At 72.6% G+C, this 23,237-nt stretch carries 23 protein-coding genes and 1 pseudogene; 9 read left to right on the top strand and 15 right to left on the bottom strand.

The features are described from left to right. Window positions 1-61: 61 nt before the first annotated feature. The 6 genes and pseudogenes from ACE1OA_RS15065 to ACE1OA_RS15040 all read right to left on the bottom strand — a co-directional run bounded on the left by ACE1OA_RS15065 (window position 62) and on the right by ACE1OA_RS15040 (window position 7,122). Window positions 62-931 carry a hypothetical protein gene (locus tag ACE1OA_RS15065; RefSeq protein WP_356599858.1) on the bottom strand — a complete coding sequence of 290 codons (870 nt, stop codon included), beginning with the start codon at window positions 929-931 and terminating at the stop codon, window positions 62-64. After that, entirely contained in the window at window positions 928-3,180 is a 2,253-nt protein-coding gene (locus ACE1OA_RS15060) for a WD40 repeat domain-containing protein (protein WP_356599856.1), read from the bottom strand. Before ACE1OA_RS15060 ends, ACE1OA_RS15065 begins: the two co-directional genes overlap by 4 nt. Beyond that, window positions 3,177-5,285, bottom strand: coding sequence for a hypothetical protein (locus ACE1OA_RS15055; RefSeq protein ID WP_432752894.1), 2,109 nt, complete (start codon window positions 5,283-5,285; stop codon window positions 3,177-3,179). The genes ACE1OA_RS15060 and ACE1OA_RS15055 overlap by 4 nt, the downstream gene beginning before the upstream one ends. A 96-nt stretch (window positions 5,286-5,381) precedes the next feature. Beyond that, the gene (locus ACE1OA_RS15050; protein WP_432752893.1) at window positions 5,382-6,011 is read right to left on the bottom strand and encodes an HAD-IA family hydrolase; all 630 of its coding nucleotides are present in this window, start codon (window positions 6,009-6,011) and stop codon (window positions 5,382-5,384) included. Next, window positions 6,008-6,262 carry a DUF397 domain-containing protein gene (locus ACE1OA_RS15045; RefSeq protein ID WP_432752892.1) on the bottom strand — a complete coding sequence of 85 codons (255 nt, stop codon included), beginning with the start codon at window positions 6,260-6,262 and terminating at the stop codon, window positions 6,008-6,010. The genes ACE1OA_RS15050 and ACE1OA_RS15045 overlap by 4 nt, the downstream gene beginning before the upstream one ends. Next, a pseudogene (locus ACE1OA_RS15040) lies at window positions 6,259-7,122 on the bottom strand (helix-turn-helix domain-containing protein). Before ACE1OA_RS15040 ends, ACE1OA_RS15045 begins: the two are co-directional and overlap by 4 nt. Before the next feature lie 91 nt (window positions 7,123-7,213). Between ACE1OA_RS15040 and ACE1OA_RS15035 the strand changes: the two are divergent. Further along, entirely contained in the window at window positions 7,214-7,642 is a 429-nt protein-coding gene (locus ACE1OA_RS15035; protein ID WP_356599846.1) for an ATP-binding protein, read from the top strand. 23 nt (window positions 7,643-7,665) lie between these two features. On the opposite strand, the gene ACE1OA_RS15030 is transcribed toward ACE1OA_RS15035, so the two are convergent. From ACE1OA_RS15030 to ACE1OA_RS15015, 4 genes are all read right to left on the bottom strand, one after another. Further along, on the bottom strand, window positions 7,666-8,172 hold the full coding sequence (locus ACE1OA_RS15030; protein ID WP_356599844.1) for a mycothiol transferase: 507 nt from the start codon (window positions 8,170-8,172) through the stop codon (window positions 7,666-7,668). Between the two features lie 130 nt (window positions 8,173-8,302). Next, window positions 8,303-9,058 carry a hypothetical protein gene (locus ACE1OA_RS15025; protein ID WP_432752891.1) on the bottom strand — a complete coding sequence of 252 codons (756 nt, stop codon included), beginning with the start codon at window positions 9,056-9,058 and terminating at the stop codon, window positions 8,303-8,305. Further along, window positions 9,055-10,314 carry a serine/threonine-protein kinase gene (locus ACE1OA_RS15020; protein WP_432752890.1) on the bottom strand — a complete coding sequence of 420 codons (1,260 nt, stop codon included), beginning with the start codon at window positions 10,312-10,314 and terminating at the stop codon, window positions 9,055-9,057. Before ACE1OA_RS15020 ends, ACE1OA_RS15025 begins: the two co-directional genes overlap by 4 nt. A gap of 73 nt (window positions 10,315-10,387) precedes the next feature. Further along, the gene (locus ACE1OA_RS15015; RefSeq protein ID WP_356599840.1) at window positions 10,388-10,816 is read right to left on the bottom strand and encodes a DUF1992 domain-containing protein; all 429 of its coding nucleotides are present in this window, start codon (window positions 10,814-10,816) and stop codon (window positions 10,388-10,390) included. A gap of 203 nt (window positions 10,817-11,019) precedes the next feature. Between ACE1OA_RS15015 and ACE1OA_RS15010 the strand changes: the two genes are divergently transcribed. Next, entirely contained in the window at window positions 11,020-11,862 is an 843-nt protein-coding gene (locus tag ACE1OA_RS15010; RefSeq protein ID WP_432752889.1) for a M23 family metallopeptidase, read from the top strand. A gap of 109 nt (window positions 11,863-11,971) precedes the next feature. On the opposite strand, the gene ACE1OA_RS15005 is transcribed toward ACE1OA_RS15010, so the two are convergent. Next, window positions 11,972-12,175 (bottom strand): cold-shock protein, encoded by a 204-nt coding sequence (locus tag ACE1OA_RS15005; RefSeq protein WP_003967102.1) that lies wholly within the window; start codon window positions 12,173-12,175, stop codon window positions 11,972-11,974. A 258-nt stretch (window positions 12,176-12,433) separates the two neighbouring features. Between ACE1OA_RS15005 and ACE1OA_RS15000 the strand changes: the two genes are divergently transcribed. Next, window positions 12,434-13,300: a menaquinone biosynthetic enzyme MqnA/MqnD family protein gene (locus tag ACE1OA_RS15000; RefSeq protein ID WP_356599836.1), complete on the top strand. Its 867-nt coding sequence runs from the start codon at window positions 12,434-12,436 to the stop codon at window positions 13,298-13,300. 44 nt (window positions 13,301-13,344) lie between these two features. On the opposite strand, the gene ACE1OA_RS14995 is transcribed toward ACE1OA_RS15000, so the two are convergent. Next, complete coding sequence (locus ACE1OA_RS14995; RefSeq protein ID WP_356599834.1) at window positions 13,345-14,388, bottom strand: alpha/beta hydrolase; 1,044 nt, start codon at window positions 14,386-14,388, stop codon at window positions 13,345-13,347. 150 nt (window positions 14,389-14,538) lie between these two features. On the opposite strand from ACE1OA_RS14995, the gene ACE1OA_RS14990 reads away from it, so the two are divergent. The 5 genes from ACE1OA_RS14990 to ACE1OA_RS14970 all read left to right on the top strand — a co-directional run bounded on the left by ACE1OA_RS14990 (window position 14,539) and on the right by ACE1OA_RS14970 (window position 20,323). Beyond that, window positions 14,539-16,209 carry a serine/threonine-protein kinase gene (locus ACE1OA_RS14990; RefSeq protein ID WP_432752888.1) on the top strand — a complete coding sequence of 557 codons (1,671 nt, stop codon included), beginning with the start codon at window positions 14,539-14,541 and terminating at the stop codon, window positions 16,207-16,209. 59 nt (window positions 16,210-16,268) lie between these two features. Further along, the gene (gene mqnC / locus ACE1OA_RS14985) at window positions 16,269-17,468 is read left to right on the top strand and encodes a cyclic dehypoxanthinyl futalosine synthase (protein ID WP_147976067.1); all 1,200 of its coding nucleotides are present in this window, start codon (window positions 16,269-16,271) and stop codon (window positions 17,466-17,468) included. Window positions 17,469-17,475: 7 nt separating this feature from the next. Further along, window positions 17,476-18,123 carry an amidohydrolase family protein gene (locus ACE1OA_RS14980; RefSeq protein WP_384871318.1) on the top strand — a complete coding sequence of 216 codons (648 nt, stop codon included), beginning with the start codon at window positions 17,476-17,478 and terminating at the stop codon, window positions 18,121-18,123. Window positions 18,124-18,209: 86 nt separating this feature from the next. Beyond that, a complete protein-coding gene (locus ACE1OA_RS14975) occupies window positions 18,210-18,905 on the top strand; it encodes a demethylmenaquinone methyltransferase (protein WP_147976065.1) in 696 nt (231 codons plus the stop codon). Window positions 18,906-19,039: 134 nt separating this feature from the next. Continuing rightward, window positions 19,040-20,323, top strand: coding sequence for a geranylgeranyl reductase family protein (locus tag ACE1OA_RS14970; protein ID WP_384871322.1), 1,284 nt, complete (start codon window positions 19,040-19,042; stop codon window positions 20,321-20,323). Window positions 20,324-20,383: 60 nt separating this feature from the next. Here the strand turns inward: ACE1OA_RS14970 and ACE1OA_RS14965 are convergent, their stop codons facing one another. The 3 genes from ACE1OA_RS14965 to ACE1OA_RS14955 form a co-directional block, all read right to left on the bottom strand. Then, window positions 20,384-20,830: a DNA-binding protein gene (locus tag ACE1OA_RS14965; protein ID WP_432752887.1), complete on the bottom strand. Its 447-nt coding sequence runs from the start codon at window positions 20,828-20,830 to the stop codon at window positions 20,384-20,386. Beyond that, the gene (locus ACE1OA_RS14960) at window positions 20,827-21,069 is read right to left on the bottom strand and encodes a hypothetical protein (protein ID WP_432752886.1); all 243 of its coding nucleotides are present in this window, start codon (window positions 21,067-21,069) and stop codon (window positions 20,827-20,829) included. The genes ACE1OA_RS14965 and ACE1OA_RS14960 overlap by 4 nt, the downstream gene beginning before the upstream one ends. 276 nt (window positions 21,070-21,345) lie before the next feature. Continuing rightward, window positions 21,346-22,155, bottom strand: a complete 810-nt coding sequence (locus tag ACE1OA_RS14955; RefSeq protein WP_356599823.1) for a C40 family peptidase — start codon at window positions 22,153-22,155, stop codon at window positions 21,346-21,348. A 708-nt stretch (window positions 22,156-22,863) separates the two neighbouring features. Between ACE1OA_RS14955 and ACE1OA_RS14950 the strand changes: the two genes are divergently transcribed. Further along, window positions 22,864-23,223 carry an NADH-quinone oxidoreductase subunit A gene (locus ACE1OA_RS14950; protein ID WP_147976063.1) on the top strand — a complete coding sequence of 120 codons (360 nt, stop codon included), beginning with the start codon at window positions 22,864-22,866 and terminating at the stop codon, window positions 23,221-23,223. The last annotated feature ends 14 nt before the right edge of the window (window positions 23,224-23,237 follow it).

Genomic DNA, 23,237 nt, shown 5'->3' with positions numbered 1-23,237 from the left:
GGCCCGGAGCCCGTGCCGGGCCGGCCGGACCGGGGGCGGCCCCGGAAGGCCCCGCCCGTGCCTACACGCCCAGGTACGGCGCCAGGGTCGCCGCCGTCGTCGCCGACCGCAGGTAGTTGACCGCGTGGTGCAGGTCGAAGTGGAAGCCGACGACCGAGGTGTGGTCCACGGCGATCCCCTCGAAGTACCCGCTCAGACCCGGCGGCACGGCCACCGGGTCGCCCGGGTCCGCGATGTTGACCCAGCGGGTGACGCCCGGCGGGCGGGTGCCCCGGTACTCCGGGCGCGGGACGAGCCGGTCGAAGACCGCCCGCGGCAGCGCGAGAGGCGACCCCAGGGTGAGGAGGAGCTCGGGCCGCAGTTCCGGATGGGCGTGCAGCGCCTCGTAGGCGACGACCGAGCCCAGCGAGTGGGCGATCACCACCCGCGGCCGGTGCGCCGCGATCCGCGCGGCCACCTCCTCACGGGCCGCCAGCCGCTCCGGCGCGTCGTCGGCCCGCAGGTAGGTCGCCACCTCGCGGAACAACAGCCGGATGAAGATCCGCAGCGGGCCCTCGGCCAGGTCGAACTTCCGCGCCACCCACGACGACAGCGCCCGCACCGGGATCCCCGCGTGCCCCTGGGACACCTCGTCGGCGACGCCCAGCTCCCGGGCCCACTCCTCCAGCATCCGGCGCGCCAGCGGGTCGTCCAGCAGCTCGTCGTCGTCGCCCTGCGCCACGGGCCGGCCGGCCGCCAGCCGGTCGGCGTAGTACGCGAAGTCCAGGTCGAGCCGGTCCGGGCCAACGCCCAGGCCCTTGGCGATCTCCTTGGCCCATACGGCGGCCCGCCGGCCCCGCAGGTCTTCGAGCAGCTCGCCGTCCACGTCGGCGCCGAAGCTGTTGCCGACCCCGTGGACGGCGACGACGGAAAGAGGTGCGGAACCGGTCAACGAAGCCTCCGTGCGAGGGGTTCGAGACTGAGGACGACGACCTCGTGGCCGACGCCGAGGAGCACGGTCGAGTCGGAGCCCACGGTCGCGGCCCGCGCCTCGTCCGGAAGGTGGAACGCGGAGACGCACGTCCGCGTTCCCAGGTCCCACAGCCGCACCGTCCGGTCGAGTCCGGCCGTCACGGCGCAGGGGCGGCCGTCGACCGTGCACATCGCCACCGCGTGGACGGTCAGGTCCCCGTCGATCAGCGTCCCGGTCTGCCGGCCGGTCGTGAGGTCCCAGAGGTGGACCCGCCCCGCACGATGGCTGGTGAGCGCGTGCGGGCGGCCGTCCACCTCGCCGGCCACGATCGCGATCACCGCGCTGTGGCCGCCGACCAGCGACCGTGTCCGCTCACCGGTCGTCAGGTCCCAGACCCGCAGAGCACCCTGGCTCGTCCCCGTGACGACGCACGGGACACCCTCCACCCGCGCCACCGCGAGGGCGGTGACCGAGCCCCCGTGGCCCGTCATCCGGCCCACCTCCGACGCCGTGGTCAGGTCCCAGACCCGGACCGTGCGGTCGTGGCTGCCGGTCACGGCGTGCGGCCGGCCGTCCAGCTCCGTCACGGCCAGCGCGACCACCGCGCTCTCGTGGCCCCGCAGCGACGGCGTCCGCCGCCCGGTCGTCAGATCCCACATCCGGACCGAGCGATGGGTGCCGATGGCCAGCGCGTGGGGACGCCCGCGCACGGTCGCGGTCCCGATCGTCTGGATCGCGCTGCCGTGCCCGCTCAGCTCGCGCACCTGCCGGCCGCCGGCCACGTCCCAGACGCGGACCGCCCCGGCCCGCTCGCCGGTGATCGCGTACGGGGAGCCGTCGACGTCCGCGACCGCGACGGTGTCGACCCGGTCGGTCCGGCCCTTCAGCGCACTGGTCTCGTGCCGGGCGGTCAGGTCCCACACCCGCACCGTGTGGTCGTGGCTGCCCGTGACGGCGTGCGGCCGGCCGTCCAGCACGGCCACCGTGACCCACGTGACCGCCTTGGTGTGGCCGATGAGCACCCGCCGCTGCCGCCGGGTGGCCAGGTCCCACACCCGCACCGCGCCCGAGCGGTCCCCGGTGAGCGCGTGCGGGCGGCCGGCCAGCGACGCCCCGGTCACCACGTCGACCGCCTTGGTGTGCCCGCTCAGTTCCCCCACCCGCGCCCCGGTGGCCAGGTCGTACGCGCGGACCGTACCCGTCGTGTCCGTGGTCAGCGCCTGGGGCCGGTCCGCCACCACCGCCGTCGCCACGGACACCACCCAGTCGCGGTGGCCGGTCAGCTCCCGTACCCGCCGGGCGGTCGTCAGGTCCCACACCGAGACCGTCCCGGACCGGTCGCTCACGACGATGTGCGGGCGCCCGAAGACCTCGGCGACGGCCAGCGAGATGACCATCTTGGAGTGCCGGCCCACCAGTCTCCTGAGCTGCCAGGTCGTCAGGTCCCACACCCGCACCTCACGGTCCTTGCCCCCGGTCACGGCGTGCGGGCGACCGTCCAGCTCCGTCACCAGCACGGTGGTCACCGCGCTGGTGTGGCCGAGCAGTTCCGTCACCCTGCGTCCGGTCGTCAGGTCCCACACCCGTACCGTGCTGCCCTGGTCGACCGTGAGCGCGTGCGGGCGCCCGTCGACCCGGGCCACCGCGAGCGCGCCCACCGCCCCGTCGTGACCGTCGAGGGTGCCGACCTGGCGTCCGGTGGTCAGGTCCCACACCCGGGCCGTCCGGTCCGCGCTCCCGGTGACCGCGTGCATCCGACCGTCCACCGAGGTCACCGCCACGGCCGTGACGGCCCCGTCGTGTCCGACGAGCGTGCGGACGAGTTCCCTGGTCACCTGGTGTCCCGTCGCCCACCGCACGCGCCAGTCCGCGTCGCCCGGCAGGTCCGCCTGCATGCGCGCGTCCCGGAACCGGGCCGCGTCCAGGGCCAGGAGCTGACGGCGCTCGGCGGGCGGCATGCCGTGGTGCAGGCCCCAGGACGCGCGGTAGACGGCCGCCGTGTGCCGGGCCTGCTCGGACTCCACGTTCCGCAGGGCGTCGGCCAGGGCGTGCGGGTCGGCGTGCAGCAGGAACTCGCTGTCCCGCACGAGGTCGTCGAGCCGGCCGGCGGCGAGCGCGTGCTGGGCGGTGTGCCGCCAGAGGTAGGGGGCCGCCAGGTGCCAGAGCCTGCGGCCCGCCCCGTCACGGGGGACGGACTCCAGGAGCCGGGTATAGAGGGCGGCGGTCACGGGGTGCCTTCCTGTGCGTCGGCGGTGTCGGTGAGCGGTGCGGGTGCGGAGCCGGCCCCGCCGGCCGGTGAGGCGTCGGCCGGACCCGGGGCGTTGGCCTGGAGCCACTGGGCGAGACCCTCGTGGAAGAGGCGGTAGAGGGTCGTGCCGTCGTCGTCCACCTCGCGCCGCAGGTAGAAGCGCGCCTTGCGGTCCAGCACCTCGTACAGCTGGGGCAGCGGCAGCGGCTCCCCGCCGGGATCCCCGGTGAAGGCCGAGGCGGCGTGCGCCAGGACACGCTCGGGCATGCCACGGCCCTGGGCGAACGCCAGAGCGGTCAGCACCGGACGCAGATGCGGCTCGTCGGAGTGGCGCATCAGGTCGAGTTCGAGGAGCTCGGGCAGCCCGAGCGGCACGCGCCCGCCCAGCGCCGCCGCCTCCTCCGGGGTGTCGCACGGCTCCTCGGCCGCGAGCAGGTAGTGCACGTACAGTCCGGCGGCCAGGAACTCTCCCCACTGCAGCTCGTCCCCGCGGCCCACCAGCCGCTCGGCGACGGCGTCCGCCAGGGCGGCGCGGGCGGCGCTGCGGCTGCCCCGGGCGTACGGGCCGTCGTCCCGCAGCAGCCGCTCCACGTAGGCGGCGACGCCCTGGCGGACGGTGTCGGGGGAGGCGGCGCTGAGGTCGGTGCACCCGCCGCCGTCGCGGGCCAGGGCGAGCAGCGAACGGAAACGGCCGTCCTCGCGGGTGGAGACCAGCAGCCGCAGCCTGCTGCCCGGTTCCAGGGCCCGCTGGGCCAGCGGCAGCAGCAGGGCGGCGACGATGTCCTCGGGCCGGTCGGCCTCGTCGAGGGCGTCGAGGACGACGGTGACCGGGGGGCCCTCGTCGGGCAGCAGCCCGTACAGGTGGTCGGCGGGGTTCGCGGCGCCGCCGGACGCGGCGGCGGGGGAGTCCGGGCGGAGCTGCCGTGCGAGAGCGGCGGTGATCTGGTCGAGCCCGAGACGCCGCGCGTGCACGACGGCCAGCCGTTCGTTCTCGCCCGGCACCGGGCCGTCGAGCCGGTGCCACAGCCGCCGGGTGTGCCGGCGCAGCAGGGGGTGGGCGGCGCACACCAGGACGCCGAGCAGGGCCGACTTGCCCGAGCCCGGCTTGCCCGTGACCGTCCGCACCCGCGGCCCGGCCTCGGCGTCGTCGAGCCAGGCCGACAGCTCGCCCAGCTCCTTCTCGCGCCCGGAGAAGTACCCCTCGCTCCAGTCGCGGCCCACCGGCTCGCCCCCGCCGCCGCGCCGCATGAAGTGCTCGGGGTCCCAGGCCCAGTCGGTGAGCCGGGCGATCTCCGGGGGCAGGTCGCCGGGCAGACCGTCGGCGGGGGTCTCGCCGTAGGCGGGGTTCGGGAAGAACGGGAGCTGCGACAGGTCCACATGGGCGGGAACCAGGCTGGTGATGATTGACTGCGGCAGGCTCCCCGGCACCTCCGCGATCAGGTCGTTCACCGTGCGGTCGATCTCCTGGTAGACCGTGCTCGGCGGGATGTACCGCACCGAGGGGTCGAACCGCACCTCGCGGTTCCGGTACTTCTCCAGGACCCGGACCACGGCCCGGCTCAGGCGGTAGCCGAACGCGGTGTCCTTCGGTCCGGTCGCGGCCAGCACCCAGGCCCGGCGCCTGGCCACGTTCATCCGGCCGTGCCAGGCCCGTACGGCCGGTTCGCCCGCGTAGCAGACGTCGAGGATGAACAGCGTCATCGGCCGGTGGTCGTCCGGATGGTCCTCGATCAGCTCGATCCAGGAGGCCACCGGCCGGGCGAGGCGCCTGCCCGCTCCGTCGAGGACGTAGAGCTTCTCGCTGCGCTCCTCGGCGAGTTCGCCGTGCCCGACGATGTGCACGATCAGCACGTCGACGTCCGGGCTGACCACCGCGGAGTCCACCCGGCCCAGGTGGTCGGCGGGATCCCCGTCCGCCCCCGGCAGCAGGGCGTAGCGGAAGTCCCGCAGCACCGTCGTGACGCTCTCGGAGTGCCTGGGGGCCTGCTCGAGCAGATCGAGCCCCAGGCGCGGGGAGGATCCGTCCTCGGTCCGCACCAGGGGAATGCCCAACGACAGCACGGCGTGCCGCCGTTCCTCGGTCATGTGCCGTCCCCGTTCCCCCGCCCCGCGCGGGCCTCCTTCGACGATAGTCAAGGAGGCGGCCGCGGTCGGGGTGATCGGGGAGGTCCGCGGACCGGCTCAGGCGAGACCGGCGAACGCCAGGATGTCGTCGGCCGCGGCCGCCAGGGAGGCGAAGTGCCGATGGGAACCCTCGGCCGGTGCGGGGGTGTTGACCGTCCACACGGTCATCCCGGCGTCGAGCCCCGAACGGACCCCGGACGGCGCGTCCTCGACGACGAGGCAGTCCGACGGCTCGGCGCCCAGCCTCCCCGCCGCCATCAGGTACGGGGCGGGCGACGGCTTTCCCTCGCTCACCGACGCGGCGTCGACGATCAGCGACGGCAGCGGCAGCCCGGTCCGCTCGAAGCGCCCCCGGACCCGGTGCTCGTAGTTGGACGTGACGAGCGCCCAGCGGTCGGCGGGCAGGGCGCGCAGGAGGGCGGCGGCGCCGTCGAAGGCCGCGTACGTGCCCGAGCGCACGTCCTCGTCCTCCAGCGAGTGCAGGAGGGCGAGGCAGGCGTCCGGGTCCTGGCCCGGCGCGACGGCCGCGAAGGTCTCGACCGGCCGCGTCCGGAGCGCCACGGCGTACACCTCGTCCCCGTCGAGCCCGTGGTGAGCCGCCCAGGCGTGCCAGACGCGGCGCTGGTTGGCGACGGCGTCCATGAGGGTGCCGTCGACGTCGAAGAGAACGAACTTTCTACTGGTCACGCCCGGATGCTACGGGCGGCGTACGCGGCGAAGGCCGCCCAGGAGGAGGGCGCGACGGAGACCAGGGGGCCGTCGGGCACCTTGGAGTCCCGGACGTGGACGGCGGCGGGGTGGGCGGCGACCTCGACGCAGTTGCCGCCTTCGCCCCCGCTGTAGCTGGACTTGCGCCAGGTGTAGGCGACTTCGACGCACTCGCCGCCTTCGCCCCCGCTGTAGCTGCTCTTGAACCAGGTCGGTTCCTCGGTGCTCATAGCTCTCCCAGCATCTTCTCGATGGCAGTCAGGGACTCGTGAGGCGTGAGTGCCTGCGCCCGGATGATCCCATAGCGCTCGGTGTACTGACGGACCTCCTCCGGGTCGGTGATGAGCCGGGAGTGGCCATAGATCTCGGTGTACGCGACCTCGCGCCGGCCCTTCGGGGTGAGCAGCGTGAACGAGCCCTCCAGCCCCGGGTGTTCGGTGCGGTCCTGCGGCATCAACTAGAGGTGGACGGTGCGGAGGCCGGCGATCTCGCGGAGGTGCCTCAGCTGCTCCCGGAAGGCTTCGCGGCCACCCATCGGGCGGTTCAGGACGGCCATCTCCACGACGAAACTGAAGGTGATCGCGGGCCACTTGTCGAACACGGTCTGGCGAGCCAACCGATCCGCCACCCGCTTCTCGACCGTCTCCTCGTCGTACAGGGGGCGACGTTCCCGGAACACCGCCCGCGCGTATGAGGGGGTCTGGAGCAGGCCCGGCACTGCCTGCGCGGCGTAGTAGTGCAGAGCCACCGCCTCCGCCTCCGCCTTCGCGAAGTCGCGGAACCAGTCCGGGTGCCGTGTCCGCGCCCGTGCCAGGGCCTCCCGGACGTCCTCCACTGCCGCCGCCAGCACCCCGCCGGCCGCCAGTGCACGGTCCGCGCGCAGCAGGAAGTCGGGTTGCGGGGTCCGCACCCCGCGCTCCACCGACGAGACCAGGTCCTCGCTGCAGTGCGTGGCCTCCGCCAGTTCCGCCTGGCTCAGGCCGGCGTTCCTCCGCAGCACCTTGATGATCTTTCCGAGCGCACTGAACAGGTGCGCCGTACCGTCGACCTCGGACGGCCGCTCCGGCCGTTCACCCTGGTTCCCCGACATCCGTACCGCCCTCTTGGCGTACCCGTACAGTTACTCAGCGTCGTGGCGTCGCTGCTGGTCAGCGTAGAGCGGGCGCACCAGGCTCAGGGGCATGAAGTCCGAAATCGTCACCCCGAACGGTGAGTTCGGCGGCGTGTCCGCCGACGTGTTCGTGCAGCGCCTGTCGGCCACCCGCCGGGGAGCCCGGCTCGCCCGGCTGCTCGCCGCGCAGCAGCTCCGCGACTGGGGCGTGGCCGCCGCCGCCACCGACACGGTCGAGCTGGTCGTCGCCGAGCTCGCCTCGAACGCGGTCCGGCACGGCCGGGTCCCCGGCCGTGACTTCGAGCTGCGGCTCGTGCCGGCCCCCGACCACGTCCGGATCGAGGTCAGCGACGCCCGCGCGGAACGCGAACCTCGGGCGGCGGGGTGTCCCGACGAGGGCGGCTACGGCCTGCTGCTCGTCGCGGCCCTGGCCACCGCGTGGGGCGTCAGGAGCCGTTGCGTGGGCAAGACCGTCTGGGCGACGGTCCCGCTGCCGTGAGACCGCGCCCGGCAAGACACCTCCTAGCGGCGTTCCAGCACGCCGCGGACGTAGGCCGCCTGGCCCGCGTGCTGGTTGTCCTCCGCGATCACGCTCACGAGGCGGACACCGAGCGTCACCGGCGGATCCCACGCCTCGTCCACCACCCGGTCGAGGTCGGTGTTCGTGAGGGCGCCCAGCTGCTCCAGGGAGCGGGCGTGCACCGCGTCGTAGTAGCCGAGGAGCAGGTCCGCCGGGGCCCGGACGGCGGCGACCTGGGCGCTGGAGTGCCCGTAGCCGGTGGCGCCCTTCGGGAAGCCGAGGCCGAAGCGGGAGATCCAGTCTTCCTCGGTCCACACCTGCTCCGTGCCGAACGCGCCCGCGACGTGGTCGTCCTGGATCCGGGTGAGGTGCCAGACCAGCCAGGCGATCGAGTTCGCCTCGTCGTCGATCCGCGCGGTCAGCTCGTCCTCGGACAGGCCCTGGACGGCCCCGTGCACGGCGTCCCGGACGCGGTCGAACGCGTCGAGCAGCAGGTCGGCGCTCTTCATGGGGCGGGGCTCCTCGCGGGTCGGGTCGGGCTCCGTTCGGTCCCGTCAGGCTCCCCGAGGCGTCGCGGCCCGCACGGTCGGCGGGGCAGCCGGACGGGCGAGATTCACCCGTCCGGCCGCCGGGCCGCGGTCAGCTCCGCTCGTAGTGGTAGCCGTCGCCGTGGGAGGGGCCGACGTCGTGACGCAGGCCGGTCGGCACGGCGAGGGCGAAGTACGACGGGTCGCTGTTTCCGCAGAAGCTGGTGGAGCGCGCCTTGTCCAGGGCGCCGGAGGACAGGTTGATGCGCTTGCCGCCGTCGGCGACCGAGAGCAGCGTCGCGTGGTGCTCGCAGTGGAAGCCCTGGGAGTCGATGACCAGCTTGGCGGCGATCCGGCCGGGGGCGACCCGGTAGATGGTGACGGTCTGCGGCTGGCCGATGGCGTACGAGCCGCTGAGGGTCCAGGTACCGACGAACGACGACGGGACGCGGTTGTCGGGCGCGGAGGTGGTGCCGCCGGAGCCCGTGCCCCGGGTGCTGGAGGAGCCGCCCGAGGTGGTCGTTCCTCCGGACGTGGAGGAGCCGCCGGACGAGCCGCCCGAGGAGGACGAGCCGCCGATCGAGGCGGCGCCCCCGGACGGCGACCCGCCGCCCCCGGTCGGGCCCGTGGAGCCGCCGCCGACGGCTCCGCCGGTGCTCGCCGCCCCGCCCGCGCCGGCCGCGCCGCTCGGCGGGCCCGGCGTGCCCGACGGGCCCCGGGAGGGCGGCGCCGTGGAGGGGGGCGTCGCGGTCGCGCCGGTGGTGGGCGAGGCCGGTGGGGTGGAGCCTCGGCCGCCGGGTGCTCCCTGGATGTCGCGGTGCCGGGCCTCGTCCTGGATGTAGTAGGTGACGCTGCCGCCGACGCTCACCACCGCGAGGGCGGCCGCCGCGACGAGCCAGGTCCCGCGGCCGCGGCGGCGCTCGGGGCGTTCGCCCGCGCCCTCGGGGGCGGAGCCCGCCGCCGCTCCGGGATCCCGCGCGCCGTCGCGCCCGTCCGCGTCGGCCACCCTGGCCCGCAGGCCGAGGGTGCCGGTACCGGAGGAGACCGCCGGGGCCGGGCCGGACCCGTCCTCGCTCCCGGCGCCCCCCTTCCCGCCCGCCGTCTCTCCGCCCGTCGCCGCGACCGGCTCCGGTCCGTCCGCCTCCGGCGCCCGGTCGGTCGTGGCCAGCGCCTCCACGTCGAGCAGCCGCGCCGCCTGCCGGGCGAGGCGAGCCACCAGCCCGGGGGCAGCCAGGAACCGTCGGCCGTGGTCGCGCCGGACAGCGCCGGGTCCTCCAGCAGGGCGTCGACGCCCGGGCGTTCGTCCGGACTCTTCGTCAGGCAGCGGGCGATGACGCCGCGCAGGGCCTCGTCCTTCACCCGGTCGAGGTCGGGCTCCGCCTCGACGATCTGGAACATGATCGCGTGCTGGTTGCTGGCGCCGTGCCCGAACGGCAGCCGGCCCGTGGCCGCGTACATGAGCACGCAGCCCAGCGCGAAGACGTCGGCGGCGGGACCCAGGGACTCGCCGCGGACCTGTTCCGGGGCCATGAACCCGGGGGAGCCGACGACCAGGCCGGTGCTGGTGAGGAGCGAGTCGACCGAGGGTTCCAGGGCGCGCGCGATGCCGAAGTCGATCACCCGGGGGCCCTCGACCGTGAGCATCACGTTGGAGGGCTTCAGATCGCGGTGCAGGATGCCGGCCCCGTGGATGCCGCGGAGCGCCTTGAGCAGCCCGTCGGCGAGCGCCAGGATCGACTCCGCGGGCAGGGGACCGTGCCCGCGGACGACCTGTTCGAGGGACGGCCCCGGGACGAAGCCGGTCGCCACCCACGGCCGGTCGGCCTCCGGGTCGGCGTCGAGCACGGGCGCGGTGAAGTGCTCGCCGACCTTCCGCACTGCCTCGACCTCGCGGCGGAAGCGGGCCCGGAACCGCTGGTCCGAGGCGTGCTCCTCGTGCACCACCTTGACGGCCACGGTGCGCCCGCCCTCGGAGCGGGCCAGGTAGACGCGTCCCATGCCGCCGGAGCCGAGCCGGCCGAGGAGGCGGTAGGGGCCTATCCGGCGCGGATCCCCGGGCACGAGCGGTTCGATGCCCCCGTCAGCCCCGCCCCGTGCCCTCTCCTTGCCGCTGTCGCTGCGCATGCCGGCCTGGCTCCCCCCGGTCGAACCTGATGCGTGGTCAGTCGAACGCGCGTCAGGGTGGAGGAGGCCGGTGTCAGCCGGAGGAAGCGCCCGTGCCCTGCCCGGACTCCCGATGCTTCCGCCACCTCTCCACCATCGACTCGACGTCGAACGGCGTGAGGTTCAGCGGCGGGCCCGCGGGCGGCCGGCGCAGCGCCTCGGCGATCTTGGTGTTGATCTCGCCGAGGATCCGCCGCACCTGGCTCTCGGAGACCGCCCGGCCGACCGCCTCGACGGCGTCCTCGGCCTCCTTGCGCAGGGTCAGTGACGGCGGCAGGACGGACGCGCCCTCGCGGTGCATCTTTCCCTTGATCCACCACAGCTCGTCATAAGGGGCCCGGTCGTCGTCGAGCGGCTTGCCGAAGCCGGACAGTCGCGAGAACTCACCGCGTTCGGCGGCCTCGCGGATCTGCTTGTCCACGAATGACTCGAAGCTGACGCCGGGCGGTTTGCGTTCGGTCATGACTCCAGCCTACGAGTCCGGCCCCGGAACAGGGGAGACGGCAGGGGCCCCTGCGAAAGGGGGAGACGAGGGTCTACTGCGAAACGTGATCTTCCGGCACGCTGTCGTCCGCGCACCCGCACGACCCCGCACGCACCCCACGACCGCACACGCACGGCCCCACCCACGGGCCCCCGCGGAGGCCCCCCACACCCGGAGGACGGATGCGTTCCCCTCGCACCTTACGGATCACCCTGGCCGGCACCCTGCTCACCCTGCTGGCCGGACTGCTGACCGCCCTCACCGCCGGGACCGCCCACGCGGCCCCCGTCTTCAAGGCGCCCTTCCCCTGCGGCCAGAAGTGGACCTACAGCCACCACTCCGCCGAGGTGCGTCAGGCGCTCGACTTCGTCAGGTCCGACGGCGGGACGCCCGCGGGCACCCCGGTCCTCGCCTCGGCGTCCGGCACGGCCACCCGCCACTCGCAGCCCAGCGGCGCGGGCAACTACATCGTGATCGACCACGGTGGCGGCTGGAAGACGTACTACTTCCACCTCAGCGCCTACTCCGTCGCGAACGGGGCCTGGGTGAACCAGGGCGGGCAGGTCGGCACCACCGGCTCCACCGGCAACAGCTCCGGCGCCCACATCCACTACGAGCAGCTCTACAACGGCGTGGGCCAGTCGATCGCGATCAACGGGGTCTCCCTCGCGCCCTATCCGGGCTCGTACGGATCCAAGCACCTGACCAGCGACAACGGCTGCTCGGGCGGCGGCGGCACGTACTGGGTCGACACGTTCGCCAACGCCACCGGCTACGCCCAGGCGAACACGGCCGACGCCCAGGGCGTGCTGAACGCGGGCACGAACTACGTCTACTGCAAGGTCTGGGGCCAGGAGATCAGGGACGCCTCCGGCAACTACAACCACTGGTGGCTGCGGACCGACCTGGACACCGTCTACGCCGGCAAGAACGGCCGGGGCGCGTACGTCTCCGCGTACTACCTCTCCCGCTGGGGCAACGACGAGGCCCGCGACAACAGCGGCACCGTGATCCCGAACTGCTGACACCGGGATCCGTCCGCCGCGAAGGCAGGAGCCCCGCTCGTGCCCGAGGACACGGAGCGGGGCTCCTTGGGTACTTCTCTAGCCGTGCGCGATCGCCGACCCGGGCAACTTAGGCCGGGGTGACGTTCTCCGCCTGCGGGCCCTTCGGACCCTGCGTGACGTCGAAGTTCACGACCTGGTTCTCCTCGAGGGAGCGGAACCCGGACGCGTTGATCGCGGAGTAGTGGACGAAGACATCCGGGCCGCCGCCGTCCTGGGCGATGAAGCCGAAGCCCTTTTCAGCGTTGAACCACTTGACGGTTCCGGTAGCCATAAGCCCTCCTTGGGCCAAAGGGTTGCCCTGCTCCAGAACCTGCAAAGAAGTCTGAAAACTACAAAAGCCTGCGGGTCACATGCTCCGCAGGCTCTGTACTGCAAGGGAAACCAAACTGCAACTTGCGATGAGCGTAGCACGCAGGGTGTGCGGCGCACTAGAGGGAAAGATCACGTCACCCGCACGTTTGACGTGCGACGGCGTGCTGACGCGCGCCCCGGCGATGTCCACCGTACGAGACGGGTCTAGCCTCGCGATGTGGACAATGCAACCGATGACCACCAGCGCAGCCGACCCCGCGTCGGGCACATCCAGTTCCTGAACTGTCTGCCCCTCTACTGGGGCCTGGCCCGTACCGGAACGCTCCTCGATCTGGAGCTGACCAAGGACACCCCGGAGAAGCTCAGCGAGCGGCTGGTCCGGGGCGACCTCGATATCGGCCCCATCACCCTCGTCGAATATCTCCGGAACGCGGACGACCTGGTCGCCCTGCCGGACATCGCGGTGGGCTGCGACGGCCCCGTGATGTCCTGCGTGATCGTCTCCCAGCGCCCGCTGGACCGGCTGGACGGGGCGCGGGTGGCCCTCGGCTCGACCTCCCGCACCTCCGTACGGCTGGCCCAGCTGCTGCTGGCCGAGCAGTACGGCGTCCGCCCGGACTACTACACCTGCCCGCCCGACCTGGGGCTGATGATGCAGGAGGCGGACGCCGCCGTCCTGATCGGCGACGCGGCCCTGCGGGCCTCGCTGCACGACGCCCCGCGGCTCGGCCTCCAGGTCCACGACCTGGGGCTGATGTGGAAGGACTGGACGGGGCTCCCCTTCGTCTTCGCGGTGTGGGCGGCGCGCAAGGACTACCTGGCGGAGCAGCCGGAGACCGTCCGCGAGGTCCACGAGGCGTTCCTGGCCTCGCGCGACCTGTCGCTCGTGGAGGTCGCCAAGGTCGCCGAGCAGGCCGCACGCTGGGAGTCCTTCGACGCGGAGCTCCTGGAGCGGTACTTCCGGACGCTCGATTTCCGCTTCGGGCCCGAGCAGCTCGCGGGCGTGCGGGAGTTCGCCCGCCGGACCGGTCCGACGACCGGCTTCCCGGCGAACGTGCAGGTCGAGCTGCTGGGCCACCGGTAGCCCGGCGGCGGCCGGCCGCCGCTCCGAGGGCGTCCGCGGACGGCCTACGGGGCGGCGACCGGGCCCTGCATGTGGCGGCTGATCCACTCCATCGAGCCCTCGTCCATGCCCCGCATGTAGCTCCTGGCGTCGTGCCCGCCGTCCTGGATGACCTGGAGGCGGGACTTCACCGGGCCCTTGGTGTACTTCCTCATGAACGCCTTCAGCCGGGCCATCCCCGACTCCTTGGTCCCGATCTGGAACGCGAGGTAGGTCTCGTTCGCCCGGGTGTCCGGCTTCGCGCCGAGGGCCTGGGCGAGCTTCTCCGGGTTGTTCGCCTGGCGTTCGGCCTCGTGCCCCGCCCACAGCGGTGAATCGGGGACCGTGTCGGGCCCCGAGGCGATGACGGCCTTGAACTTGTCCGGGTGCTGGAGCACCGACTTGAGTCCGACGAAGGCACCCGAGGACGACCCCATGAACCCCCAGCCGTCACGGGACTTGAAGGTGCGGAAATTCGCCCGCACGAAATCCGGCACGTCCTCGGTGAGCCAGGTGCCCATTCGCGGCTGCCCCGGAATATCGCTGCCGTCGTAGTAGAACTTGGCGTCCGGGTTGAGAACCGGCATCACGACGATGAACGGCAGGCTCTTTCCCTCCCGCGACCACGCGCTGATGCGCTGCTGGAGTTTGAGGTCCCCGCCCATCCAGTAATTCACCGGATAGCCCTTTCCTCCCGGCAGCGCGACGAGGACCGGGAAGCCGCTCTCCGCGTACTTCGGGTCGAAATACTGCTGGGGCGCCCACACCCACACCTTGCCCGTGAAACCGGACTTCTCGCCCCGGAGCGTGGTGACGCCCACCTTGGTGCCGTCGTCCAGGGTGTTGGCCGTGGTGAAGCTCGCCCGGGGGCCCGTCGGGAAGACGGTCTCGGGCCCGCGGGCGTGCACGGGCCGTCGCCCCCCGGTCTCCCCGGCCCGCCCGGCGCTGCCGGACGAGGCCCTCGGGGTGTCGAACGTCAGCGGGGCCTCCTCCTCGGAGCAGCCGGTGACCAGCGCGGCGACGGAGCCGAGCGCGAGAGCGGCGGCGAGGATCCTGGGCAGGCGTTTCATGGAGCGACTCCGGGTGCTTTCGGACACGACGGGTATCAAGGGGGTTGACGAGAAGGAGGAGGGGCCTGACGCCCCTTCGGTTGGCTCGGCGGGGCCGCGAATCCTCACGAATCCGCCCACGGGGAGCTCCACGCTGCTAGAAGGAGAACCATGCAGCCGCTCGAAGCAGGGGAACCGACGACCATCGGGGCCTACCGTCTCCTCGGCAGACTCGGCGCCGGCGGCATGGGGCGCGTCTACCTCGCCCGCAACGCGGGCGGCCGGACCGTCGCCGTGAAGGTCGTGCACCCGCACTTCGCGCTGGACGAGCAGTTCAGGGAGCGGTTCCGGCGGGAGGTCGAGGCCGCGCGCCGGGTCGGCGGAGCCTGGACCGCGCCGGTCCTGGACGCCGACACCGAGGCCGCCGTGCCCTGGGTGGCCAGCGGTTACGTCGCCGGGCCGACCCTGGCCCGGGCCGTCGAGACGCTCGGCCCGCTGCCCGAGCACACCGTGAGGACCCTCGGCGCGGGCCTCGCCGAGGCGTTGTCCGGTGTCCACGCGCTCGGCCTGGTGCACCGCGACGTGAAGCCGTCCAACCTGATCCTCACCCTCGACGGGCCCCGGCTCATCGACTTCGGCATCGCCCGCGCCACCGACGGCACGGCCTCGCTCACCGCGACCGGCGTCTCCGTCGGCTCGCCCGGCTACATGGCGCCCGAACAGATCCTCGGCGCGGGCACCACCGGCGCCGGCGACGTGTTCTCGCTCGGCGCGGTCCTCGTCTACGCGGCCACCGGCGCCCCGCCCTTCCCCGGCGACACCTCGGCCGCCCTGCTCTACAAGGTCGTCCACGAGGAGCCCGAACTGGGCGCGCTGGCCGGCGAGCTGCGCGCACTGGTCGGCGCCTGCCTGGCCAAGGACCCGGCCGCCCGCCCGTCCCCGGCACGGGCCGCGGCCGTCCTCGCGCCGGGCGGCGCCGCGTCGCTGGTGGCGGGCGGCTGGCTGCCGGGCCCCCTGGTCGAGGAGGTCAGCAGGACCGCCGTACGGCTCCTGGAACTGGAACCGGCCGCGCGGGACGCGGGCCTGTCCGGCCCGGTGCCCTTCAGCTCCCCGTCCGTCGGGACCTTCGGGCCGCCCTTCGAACCGGTCGGCATGGGCGAGGTCCCCCCGCCCCGGGACGGCGGGCCGACCGCCCCCGGAACCGGCGGGGCCCCGGGCGCCGCCGGGCGGCCCGAGGGCGGCACGGGCCGGAGCCTCACCCTGTCCGTCGCCACGGGACGGCGGGTCAGCTGCTCGGTCGCCCTCGCCGTCGCCGGGGCGCTGGCCGCCGTCACCCTGGGCGCCGGATTCCTCTTCGACCTGATGCCCGGCGGCGGTGACGACACGAACGCCGGCGACTCCGGCGGGAGGACGTCGAGCCCGCCGGCCGCGACCGCGCCGACCACGGCCGCGCCCTCCGCCTCGGCGGAGAGCGGCGGCGTGCCCGCCGCCTTCGTCGGCACGTGGACCGGCCCGACCACCGAACGCAACGGCTCGCCGCACGGGGACTTCACCGCCGTCGTCGCCGCGGGCCGGACCGGCGAGGACGTGGTGCGCACCACGCACGAGATCACTTTTCTCGGCACCACCGTGCGCTGCCACGGCATCGGGAAGCTGGCCTCCGCCTCCGCGACCGAGCTGCGGATCACCGAACGGACCGACCCCGACCGCCCCGGCACGGCCGGCCTGTGCACCACCGGGACCTCGTCCCTCACCCTCACGCTCGGCGAGGACGGCACCGTCGCCTACCGTTCCGAGGAGGAGGCCGCCGGGAAGCCGACGGGCACCCTGCGAAAGTCCTGAGAACCGCTGGCGTAGGCTGGTTCGGTCCGACCAGAACCCCTCCGAAAGGGACTCACCCGGTGACCGAGAAGGCCGACCTTCAGTCCGTCCTCGACCGCGCCGCAGAGGGTGGCCGGATCACCCCCGAGGAGGCGCTCGACCTCTACCGCTCGGCGCCGCTGCACGCGCTGGGCGCGGCCGCCGACGCCGTGCGCCGCCGCCGCTACGCGGGTACCGAGCACATCGCCACGTACATCGTCGAGCGGAACATCAACTACACGAACGTGTGCGTCACGGCGTGCAAGTTCTGCGCCTTCTACGCGCCGCCCAAGGACACCGCCAAGGGCTGGACCCGCGACCTCGACGACATCCTGCGGCGCTGCGCGGAGACGGTGGAGCTCGGCGGCACCCAGATCATGTTCCAGGGCGGTCACCACCCGGACTACGGCGTCGAGTACTACGAGAAGCACTTCTCCGCCATCAAGAAGGACTTCCCGGAGCTCGTCATCCACTCCCTCGGCGCGTCCGAGGTCGAGCACATGGCCCGGATCAGCGGGGTCTCCGTCGAGGAGGCGATCACCCGGATCCACGCGGCCGGTCTCGACTCCTTCGCCGGTGCCGGCGCCGAACTCCTGCCCGCCCGCCCCCGCAAGGCGATCGCCCCGCTCAAGGAGAGCGGCGAGCGGTGGCTGGAGATCATGGAGATCGCGCACGGCCTGGGCGTGGAGTCCACCTCCACGATGCTGATGGGCACCGGCGAGACGAACGCCGAGCGCATCGAGCACCTGCGGATGATCCGCGACGTGCAGGACCGGACGGGCGGCTTCCGGGCCTTCATCCCGTACACGTACCAGCCCGAGAACAACCACCTCAAGGGCCGGACCCAGGCGACGATCTTCGAGTACCTGCGGATGATCGCCATCGCGCGGCTCTTCATGGACAACATCGCGCACATCCAGGGCTCCTGGCTGACCGTCGGCAAGGAGGTCGGCCAGCTGTCGCTGCACTACGGCGCGGACGACCTCGGCTCGATCATGCTGGAGGAGAACGTGGTCTCCTCGGCGGGTGCCAAGCACCGCTCGAACCGCCTGGAGATCATCGACCTGATCCGCAAGGCCGGCCGGGTCCCCGCGCAGCGGGCGACGACGTACGAGCACCTGGTCGTGCACGACGACCCGGCGAACGACCCGGTCGACGAGCGGGTCGCCTCGCACATCTCGTCGACGGCGCTGGAGGGCGGCACGGCCCACCCGGAGCTCCAGATCATCGCCGCCACCTGACGCGGCCGTGCTGACGATCCACGCGGCGGACCTGGTCCTGCCCGGCGGGCGCCACGCGCCCGTGCCGGGCGGGGCCGTCGTCGTCCGGGGCTCGCTGGTCGCCGCGACCGGCCCGTACGAGGACCTCGCCGCCGCCCACCCCGGCGCGCGGGTGCGGCGCTGGCCGGGCGTGCTGACCCCGGGGCTGGTGAACCTCCACGGCCCCGAGCTCCTGGAGCGGTCCTACCACCCGGACCCGCGCGAGGCCGCGGAACTCGGCACCGAGCCGATCACGGGCGCGAGCGCCCTCGCCGCCCTGGGCATGACCGACGCCCGCTGGGGCGCGAGCGCCCGCCGGGGCGTCCAGCGGATGCTCGCGCACGGGACGGTCGCGGTGGCCGGCGACCTGTGGCGACCCGCGGTCGTGGACGCGGTGACGCGCGCGGGCCTGAGCAGGGAGCAGCGCCTCCACGAACCCGCGGGTCCTCCGTCGCTGGATCCGCTGGCGGACGGCCGCCCGCTCGCGGACGCGGTCCTGAGGCCGCTGGGCCCCGTGGGCGTCGAAGCCGACTTCGCCGTCTTCGACGTGCGGGACGAGGCCGAACTCGCCGCCCGCGGCGCGGGGACCTGCGTCGCGACCGTGCTCTCCGGCCGGCTGGTCTTCCGGCGCCGCTGAACCCTCCGGCCGCCTCCCGACCCGTGCCGTGCCCGAAAGGCCGAAGCGGTTCGAGAACGGATTCACAGGGCTGCGACAATGGCCGCGTGACGCGAGCAACCCTGGACAAGCAGCCGCACGAAGTCGCCTCGATGTTCGACGACGTGGCGGCGAACTACGACCTGACCAACGACGTGCTCTCGCTCGGCCAGGACCGGCGCTGGCGCAAGGAGGTCGCCAAGGCGGTCGACGCCCGCCCGGCGCAGCGGATCCTGGACCTGGCCGCCGGCACCGGCACCTCGTCGCTGCCCTTCGCGGCGACCGGCGCGTACGTCGTGCCCTGCGACTTCTCGCTCGGCATGCTGCGCGAGGGCAAGAAGCGGCACGGCTGGCTGCCGCTGACCGCCGGCGACGGCACCCGCCTGCCCTTCCGCGACGACGTCTTCGACGCGGTCACGATCTCCTTCGGCCTGCGCAACATCCAGGACACGGACGCGGCGCTGCGCGAGCTGTACCGCGTGACGAAGCCGGGCGGCCGGGTCGTGATCTGCGAGTTCTCCCACCCGACGTGGGCGCCGTTCCGCACGGTGTACGAGGAGTACCTGATGCGGGCGCTGCCGCCGGTGGCCCGCGCGGTCTCGTCCAACCCGGACGCCTACGTGTACCTCGCCGAGTCCATCCAGTCCTGGCCGGACCAGCCGACCCTCGCGGGCCTGCTGCAGAAGGCCGGCTGGTCGAAGGTCGCCTGGCGCAACCTGAGCGGCGGCATCGTGGCGATGCACCGGGGCTTCAAGACCGTCTGACGCCCCCGGCGACGGGCCCGCGCGTCCCGCGGCCGCCGGCCGCCCCGTCCGCGGGGTGGCCCTCGGCCCGGGCCGCGGGACGCCCCCATAGACTGGCCGGTATCAACGCCGTCCAGTCTTCGGGAGACCCCGCCGTGACCGAGCCCCTCTCCGAGCACAGCGCAGACGTGATCGTCGTCGGGGCAGGCCCGGCCGGCTCCACGACCGCTTACTACCTCGCCAAGGCCGGACTCGACGTCCTGCTGCTGGAGAAGACCGCGTTCCCCCGCGAGAAGGTCTGCGGCGACGGCCTCACCCCGCGCGCCACCAAGCAGCTGGTCGCCATGGGCATCGACATCTCCGAAGAGGCCGGCTGGCTGCGCAACAAGGGCCTGCGGATCATCGGCGGCGGCGTGCGCCTCCAGCTCGACTGGCCCGACCTCGCCTCGTACCCGGACTACGGACTCGTCCGCAAGCGCGACGACTTCGACGAGCAGCTCGCCCGGCAGGCGCAGAAGGCCGGCGCCCGGCTGTACGAGCGCTGCAACGTCGGGGCGCCCGTCGTCGACGAGCGCACCGGCCGGATCACCGGCGTCCACGCCAAGCTCGGCGAGGACAAGCGCGAAGTCACCTTCCACGCGCCGCTCGTCGTGGCGGCCGACGGCAACTCCACCCGGCTGTCCCTCGCCATGGGCCTGCACCGGCGCGAGGACCGGCCGATGGGTGTCGCGGTCCGCACCTACTTCACCTCGCCCCGCCACGAAGACGACTACCTGGAGTCCTGGCTGGAGCTCTGGGACCGGCGCGGCCCGCAGGACCGGCTCCTGCCCGGCTACGGCTGGATCTTCGGCATGGGCGACGGCACGTCCAACGTCGGCCTCGGCATCCTCAACTCCTCCTCGGCCTTCAAGGAGCTGGACTGGCGCGAGGTCCTCAAGGCCTGGTGCGCCTCCATGCCCGAGGACTGGGGCTTCACCCCGGACAACATGACGACGCCGATCCGCGGCGCCGCGCTCCCGATGGCCTTCAACCGCCAGCCGCACTACACCAAGGGCCTGCTGCTCGTCGGCGACGCGGGCGGCCTGGTCAACCCGTTCAACGGAGAGGGCATCGCCTACGCGATGGAGTCGGGCCAGATCGCGGCCGACGTCATCGTCCAGGCACACGCCCGGGCGACCCCCGCGCAGCGCGAACTGGCGCTGCACAACTACCCGAAGATCCTGAAGGACACCTACGGCGGCTACTACACGCTGGGCCGCGCCTTCGTGAAGATCATCGGCAATCCGAAGATCATGAAGATCGCGACGCAGCGGGGCCTGACCCACCCGGTCCTGATGAAGTTCACGCTGAAGATGCTGGCGAACCTCACGGACCCGACGGGCGGCGACGCGATGGACCGCATCATCAACGGGCTCTCGAAGGTGGCTCCCCGCGCTTGATCGGTCAAGGCCGGGCCGCTCGTCGGACAGTCGAGCGGCCCGGCTCGCGGCCGTCGGCCGTCACACGTTGACGATCTTCACTTTCGGTGAGCCCGGTAGCTCCTCGGCAGCCTTGCACAGCGCTGGGATGGGCGACTTGTCAGAAGTGACGAGGAGCACCGGGGGAGTGCAGAGTGCGGCCGTGGCGACCACGAGTGCGTCCACGAGGCATTCGTGCCCGTCGAGGCCCGAGGCATCCAGCAGCTTCGCTGCGGCTTCTGTCACCGCGTCGTTGACCGGTTTCACATCAAAACGGGAAAGCAGGAACTGGAGTCGCTTGCCGGCCTCGCCGGTTCGGCGCACCTCCAGGGGAGTCAGGGCGGACAGCGCGACGCGCCGGCCGCTCTGCTGAGCGACCTCGATGCGCGCGCGCATCCCCTCGTCGCCGTCGACATGCAGTGAGAGACCTTGGGCATCAAGGACGAGCGTGCCCTCGCTCTTTGCCTTGATCTTGAGGCGCTTGCTCACCACTCCTGTTCCGCCTGCCGCCGTGCTTCAGCGGAGACGGGGTCGAAAGCCTTGCGGTCGGCGGTCACGACCTCGCGGAGCTTCTGTGCGGCGAGCCATTCCTCCAGGGCTTCGGCCACGACGGAGGAGAACCCGCTCTTGCCCGCGCGTTCCTCGACTTCCTTGATCAGCGACTGGGCGAGCGACACGGATCTCTTGCCGGCCCGCTCGACGGCCTGGGGTGCCACGTGGCTGCTCATGCCTAAAACGTACCACCGGTGGTAGGAAATTTCCCGTCCGATGGTCACCTCGGTGGAACCAAGGTGGCCCCGAAAGCCTGAGCCGCACCTCCCGCCCTTCGGAGGGTCGGGGGAGGGGTCCGGGGAGCCTCGCGCGGCTCCCGGGCCCCCGCCCGCCCCGAGGGCCCTCCGCCCCGGTCGGGGCCCGAACCGCGAAAAGCCGTCACTCCCCCGAGGAGTGACGGCTTTTCACTGTTATGGCAAGGGAAGCGACGGAGAATCCCGAAGCGCCCGAAATCAGAGGATACGCACGGCTCCGGACGGCATGTCCCAGTCCAGGGAGCGCTCGACCACGCCGGTGGACGGGTTCTGCGCGCCGACGTACTTGCCGCCGCCCACGTAGACGGCCACGTGGTACGAGCCGCTGCGGCTGCCCCAGTAGAGGATGTCGCCCGGCTGGAGGCTGCTCAGCGAGACGGACGTGCCCATGCTGGACTGCGAGCTGGAGACGCGGGGCAGGTCGATGCCGGCCTGACGGTACGCGGCCTGCACGAGGCCCGAGCAGTCCCAGGAGTTCGGGCCGGTGCCGCCGGACACGTAGGCGTCGCCGAGCTGCGCCTTGGCGAAGGCGACGATCGCCGCGGCGGAGCCGGTGGCGACCTGCGAGGTGCTGTCGGAGGAGTCGCTCGCGGAGTACGCGGAGAGCGAGGTGCGGCTCGCGGTGCGCGAGGCGCGGTCACGGGCCTCGGCGCGGGCCTTCTCCGCCTTCTCGGCCTCGGCCTTGCGGTCGGCCTCCGCCTTGGCCTTCTTGGCCGCCTTGGCGGCCTTCTGGAGGGCGGCGTCCTCCTGAGCGCGCAGGCTCTGGTCGAGGGCCTCCTGCTGGGACGCCTCCGCCGACGCGGAGACGACGCTCGCCAGGTCGGTGTCGAGCGAGCCCAGCGTGGGCATCTCGATGGTCTCGGTCAGCGGCTCGGCGTTGGCCGGCCCGGCGGCACCGGCCACCGCGATGGTGCTGAGTACGCCACCGGCAACTCCGGCCCGGAACGCGAGCTTCGAAGCGTTGCGGCGGGGCTTCCGGTGGCTGGGTATATGAGCGGTCTGGGACATAGGAACAACCGCTATCAGGCGATCGCGGTTCCCATCAAGAAACGTGTGTTGCGCCACAGTTACGACCGGAACCGCTCAATCCGCTTTCCTGGGGCCCTTATTGACGCCGTAACGGGCAAATCGGGCATCGGCGATCAAGCCCTTGATCATGGGTTTTCCGCGAAACGTCCGAATTGACCGCCACTTACCACCTCTTCACGCCGATGGCCAAGCCCCGCTTTCCCGGGGTGGGTGCTGGTGTGGCGCAGGTCACATAGGGGCGCCCTCCGGGCGCCGGCGGCCCTCGTGAACGGACGCACGCGTCCACTTCGGTACGCGGAGGCCCCCGACCGGGCGACGGTGGGATCCCTTATCACTCGGCCGGCTGCTGTCGCCAATTTGCCTGTACCGCCCAACTCTTGATAGTGCGCACCCCCCTCGACCAGCGGTTTCGGGTCCGGATGTCACAACTGGTGATCACCTGGGCGCTTCGCGTGCCAAGATCACCGCTCATCCGACTTGATGATCGTTCGTCAGGTGGTGGAGATCACAAAGTCCTTGGTGCACCCCGTGTCGCAGATCACAGAGGGGCGGGCATAGGATGCGGGACAGTCGGGCTTGTGAACTGCCTCACATGTACGCGATCTTCGCGTGGCTGTGGGCTGCTGAGCGAGGAAGACCCCGACGGTGCGGTCCAACGGTCAAGGACGACTGGAAGGAGCGAGGAGCGTGAATGCGTACGCGCCCATCCTCGTGCTCGGCGCCCTGGGTGCGGGGTTTGCGATCTTCTCCGTGGTCATGGCCACGCTAATCGGCCCAAAACGGTACAACAGGGCGAAGCTTGAGGCGTACGAGTGCGGTATCGAGCCGACGCCCAAGCCGGTCACGGGCGGTCGCTTCCCCATCAAGTACTACCTGACGGCGATGCTCTTCATCGTCTTCGACATCGAGATCGTCTTCCTCTACCCCTGGGCGGTCACCTTCGACGCCCTGGGGCTTTTCGGGCTCGTGGAGATGCTGCTCTTCGTGCTCACCGTCTTCGTCGCCTACGCCTACGTGTGGCGGCGCGGCGGCCTGGAATGGGACTGAGGGGCTGAGGGGCA

Origin of the sequence: Streptomyces sp. JL2001 (assembly GCF_050917515.1) — a bacterium.
In the GTDB taxonomy this organism is placed as follows: Bacteria; Actinomycetota; Actinomycetes; order Streptomycetales; family Streptomycetaceae; genus Streptomyces.
Note: the sequence above shows the minus strand (reverse complement) of the source record. Positions and strands in the feature narration are given on the sequence as shown.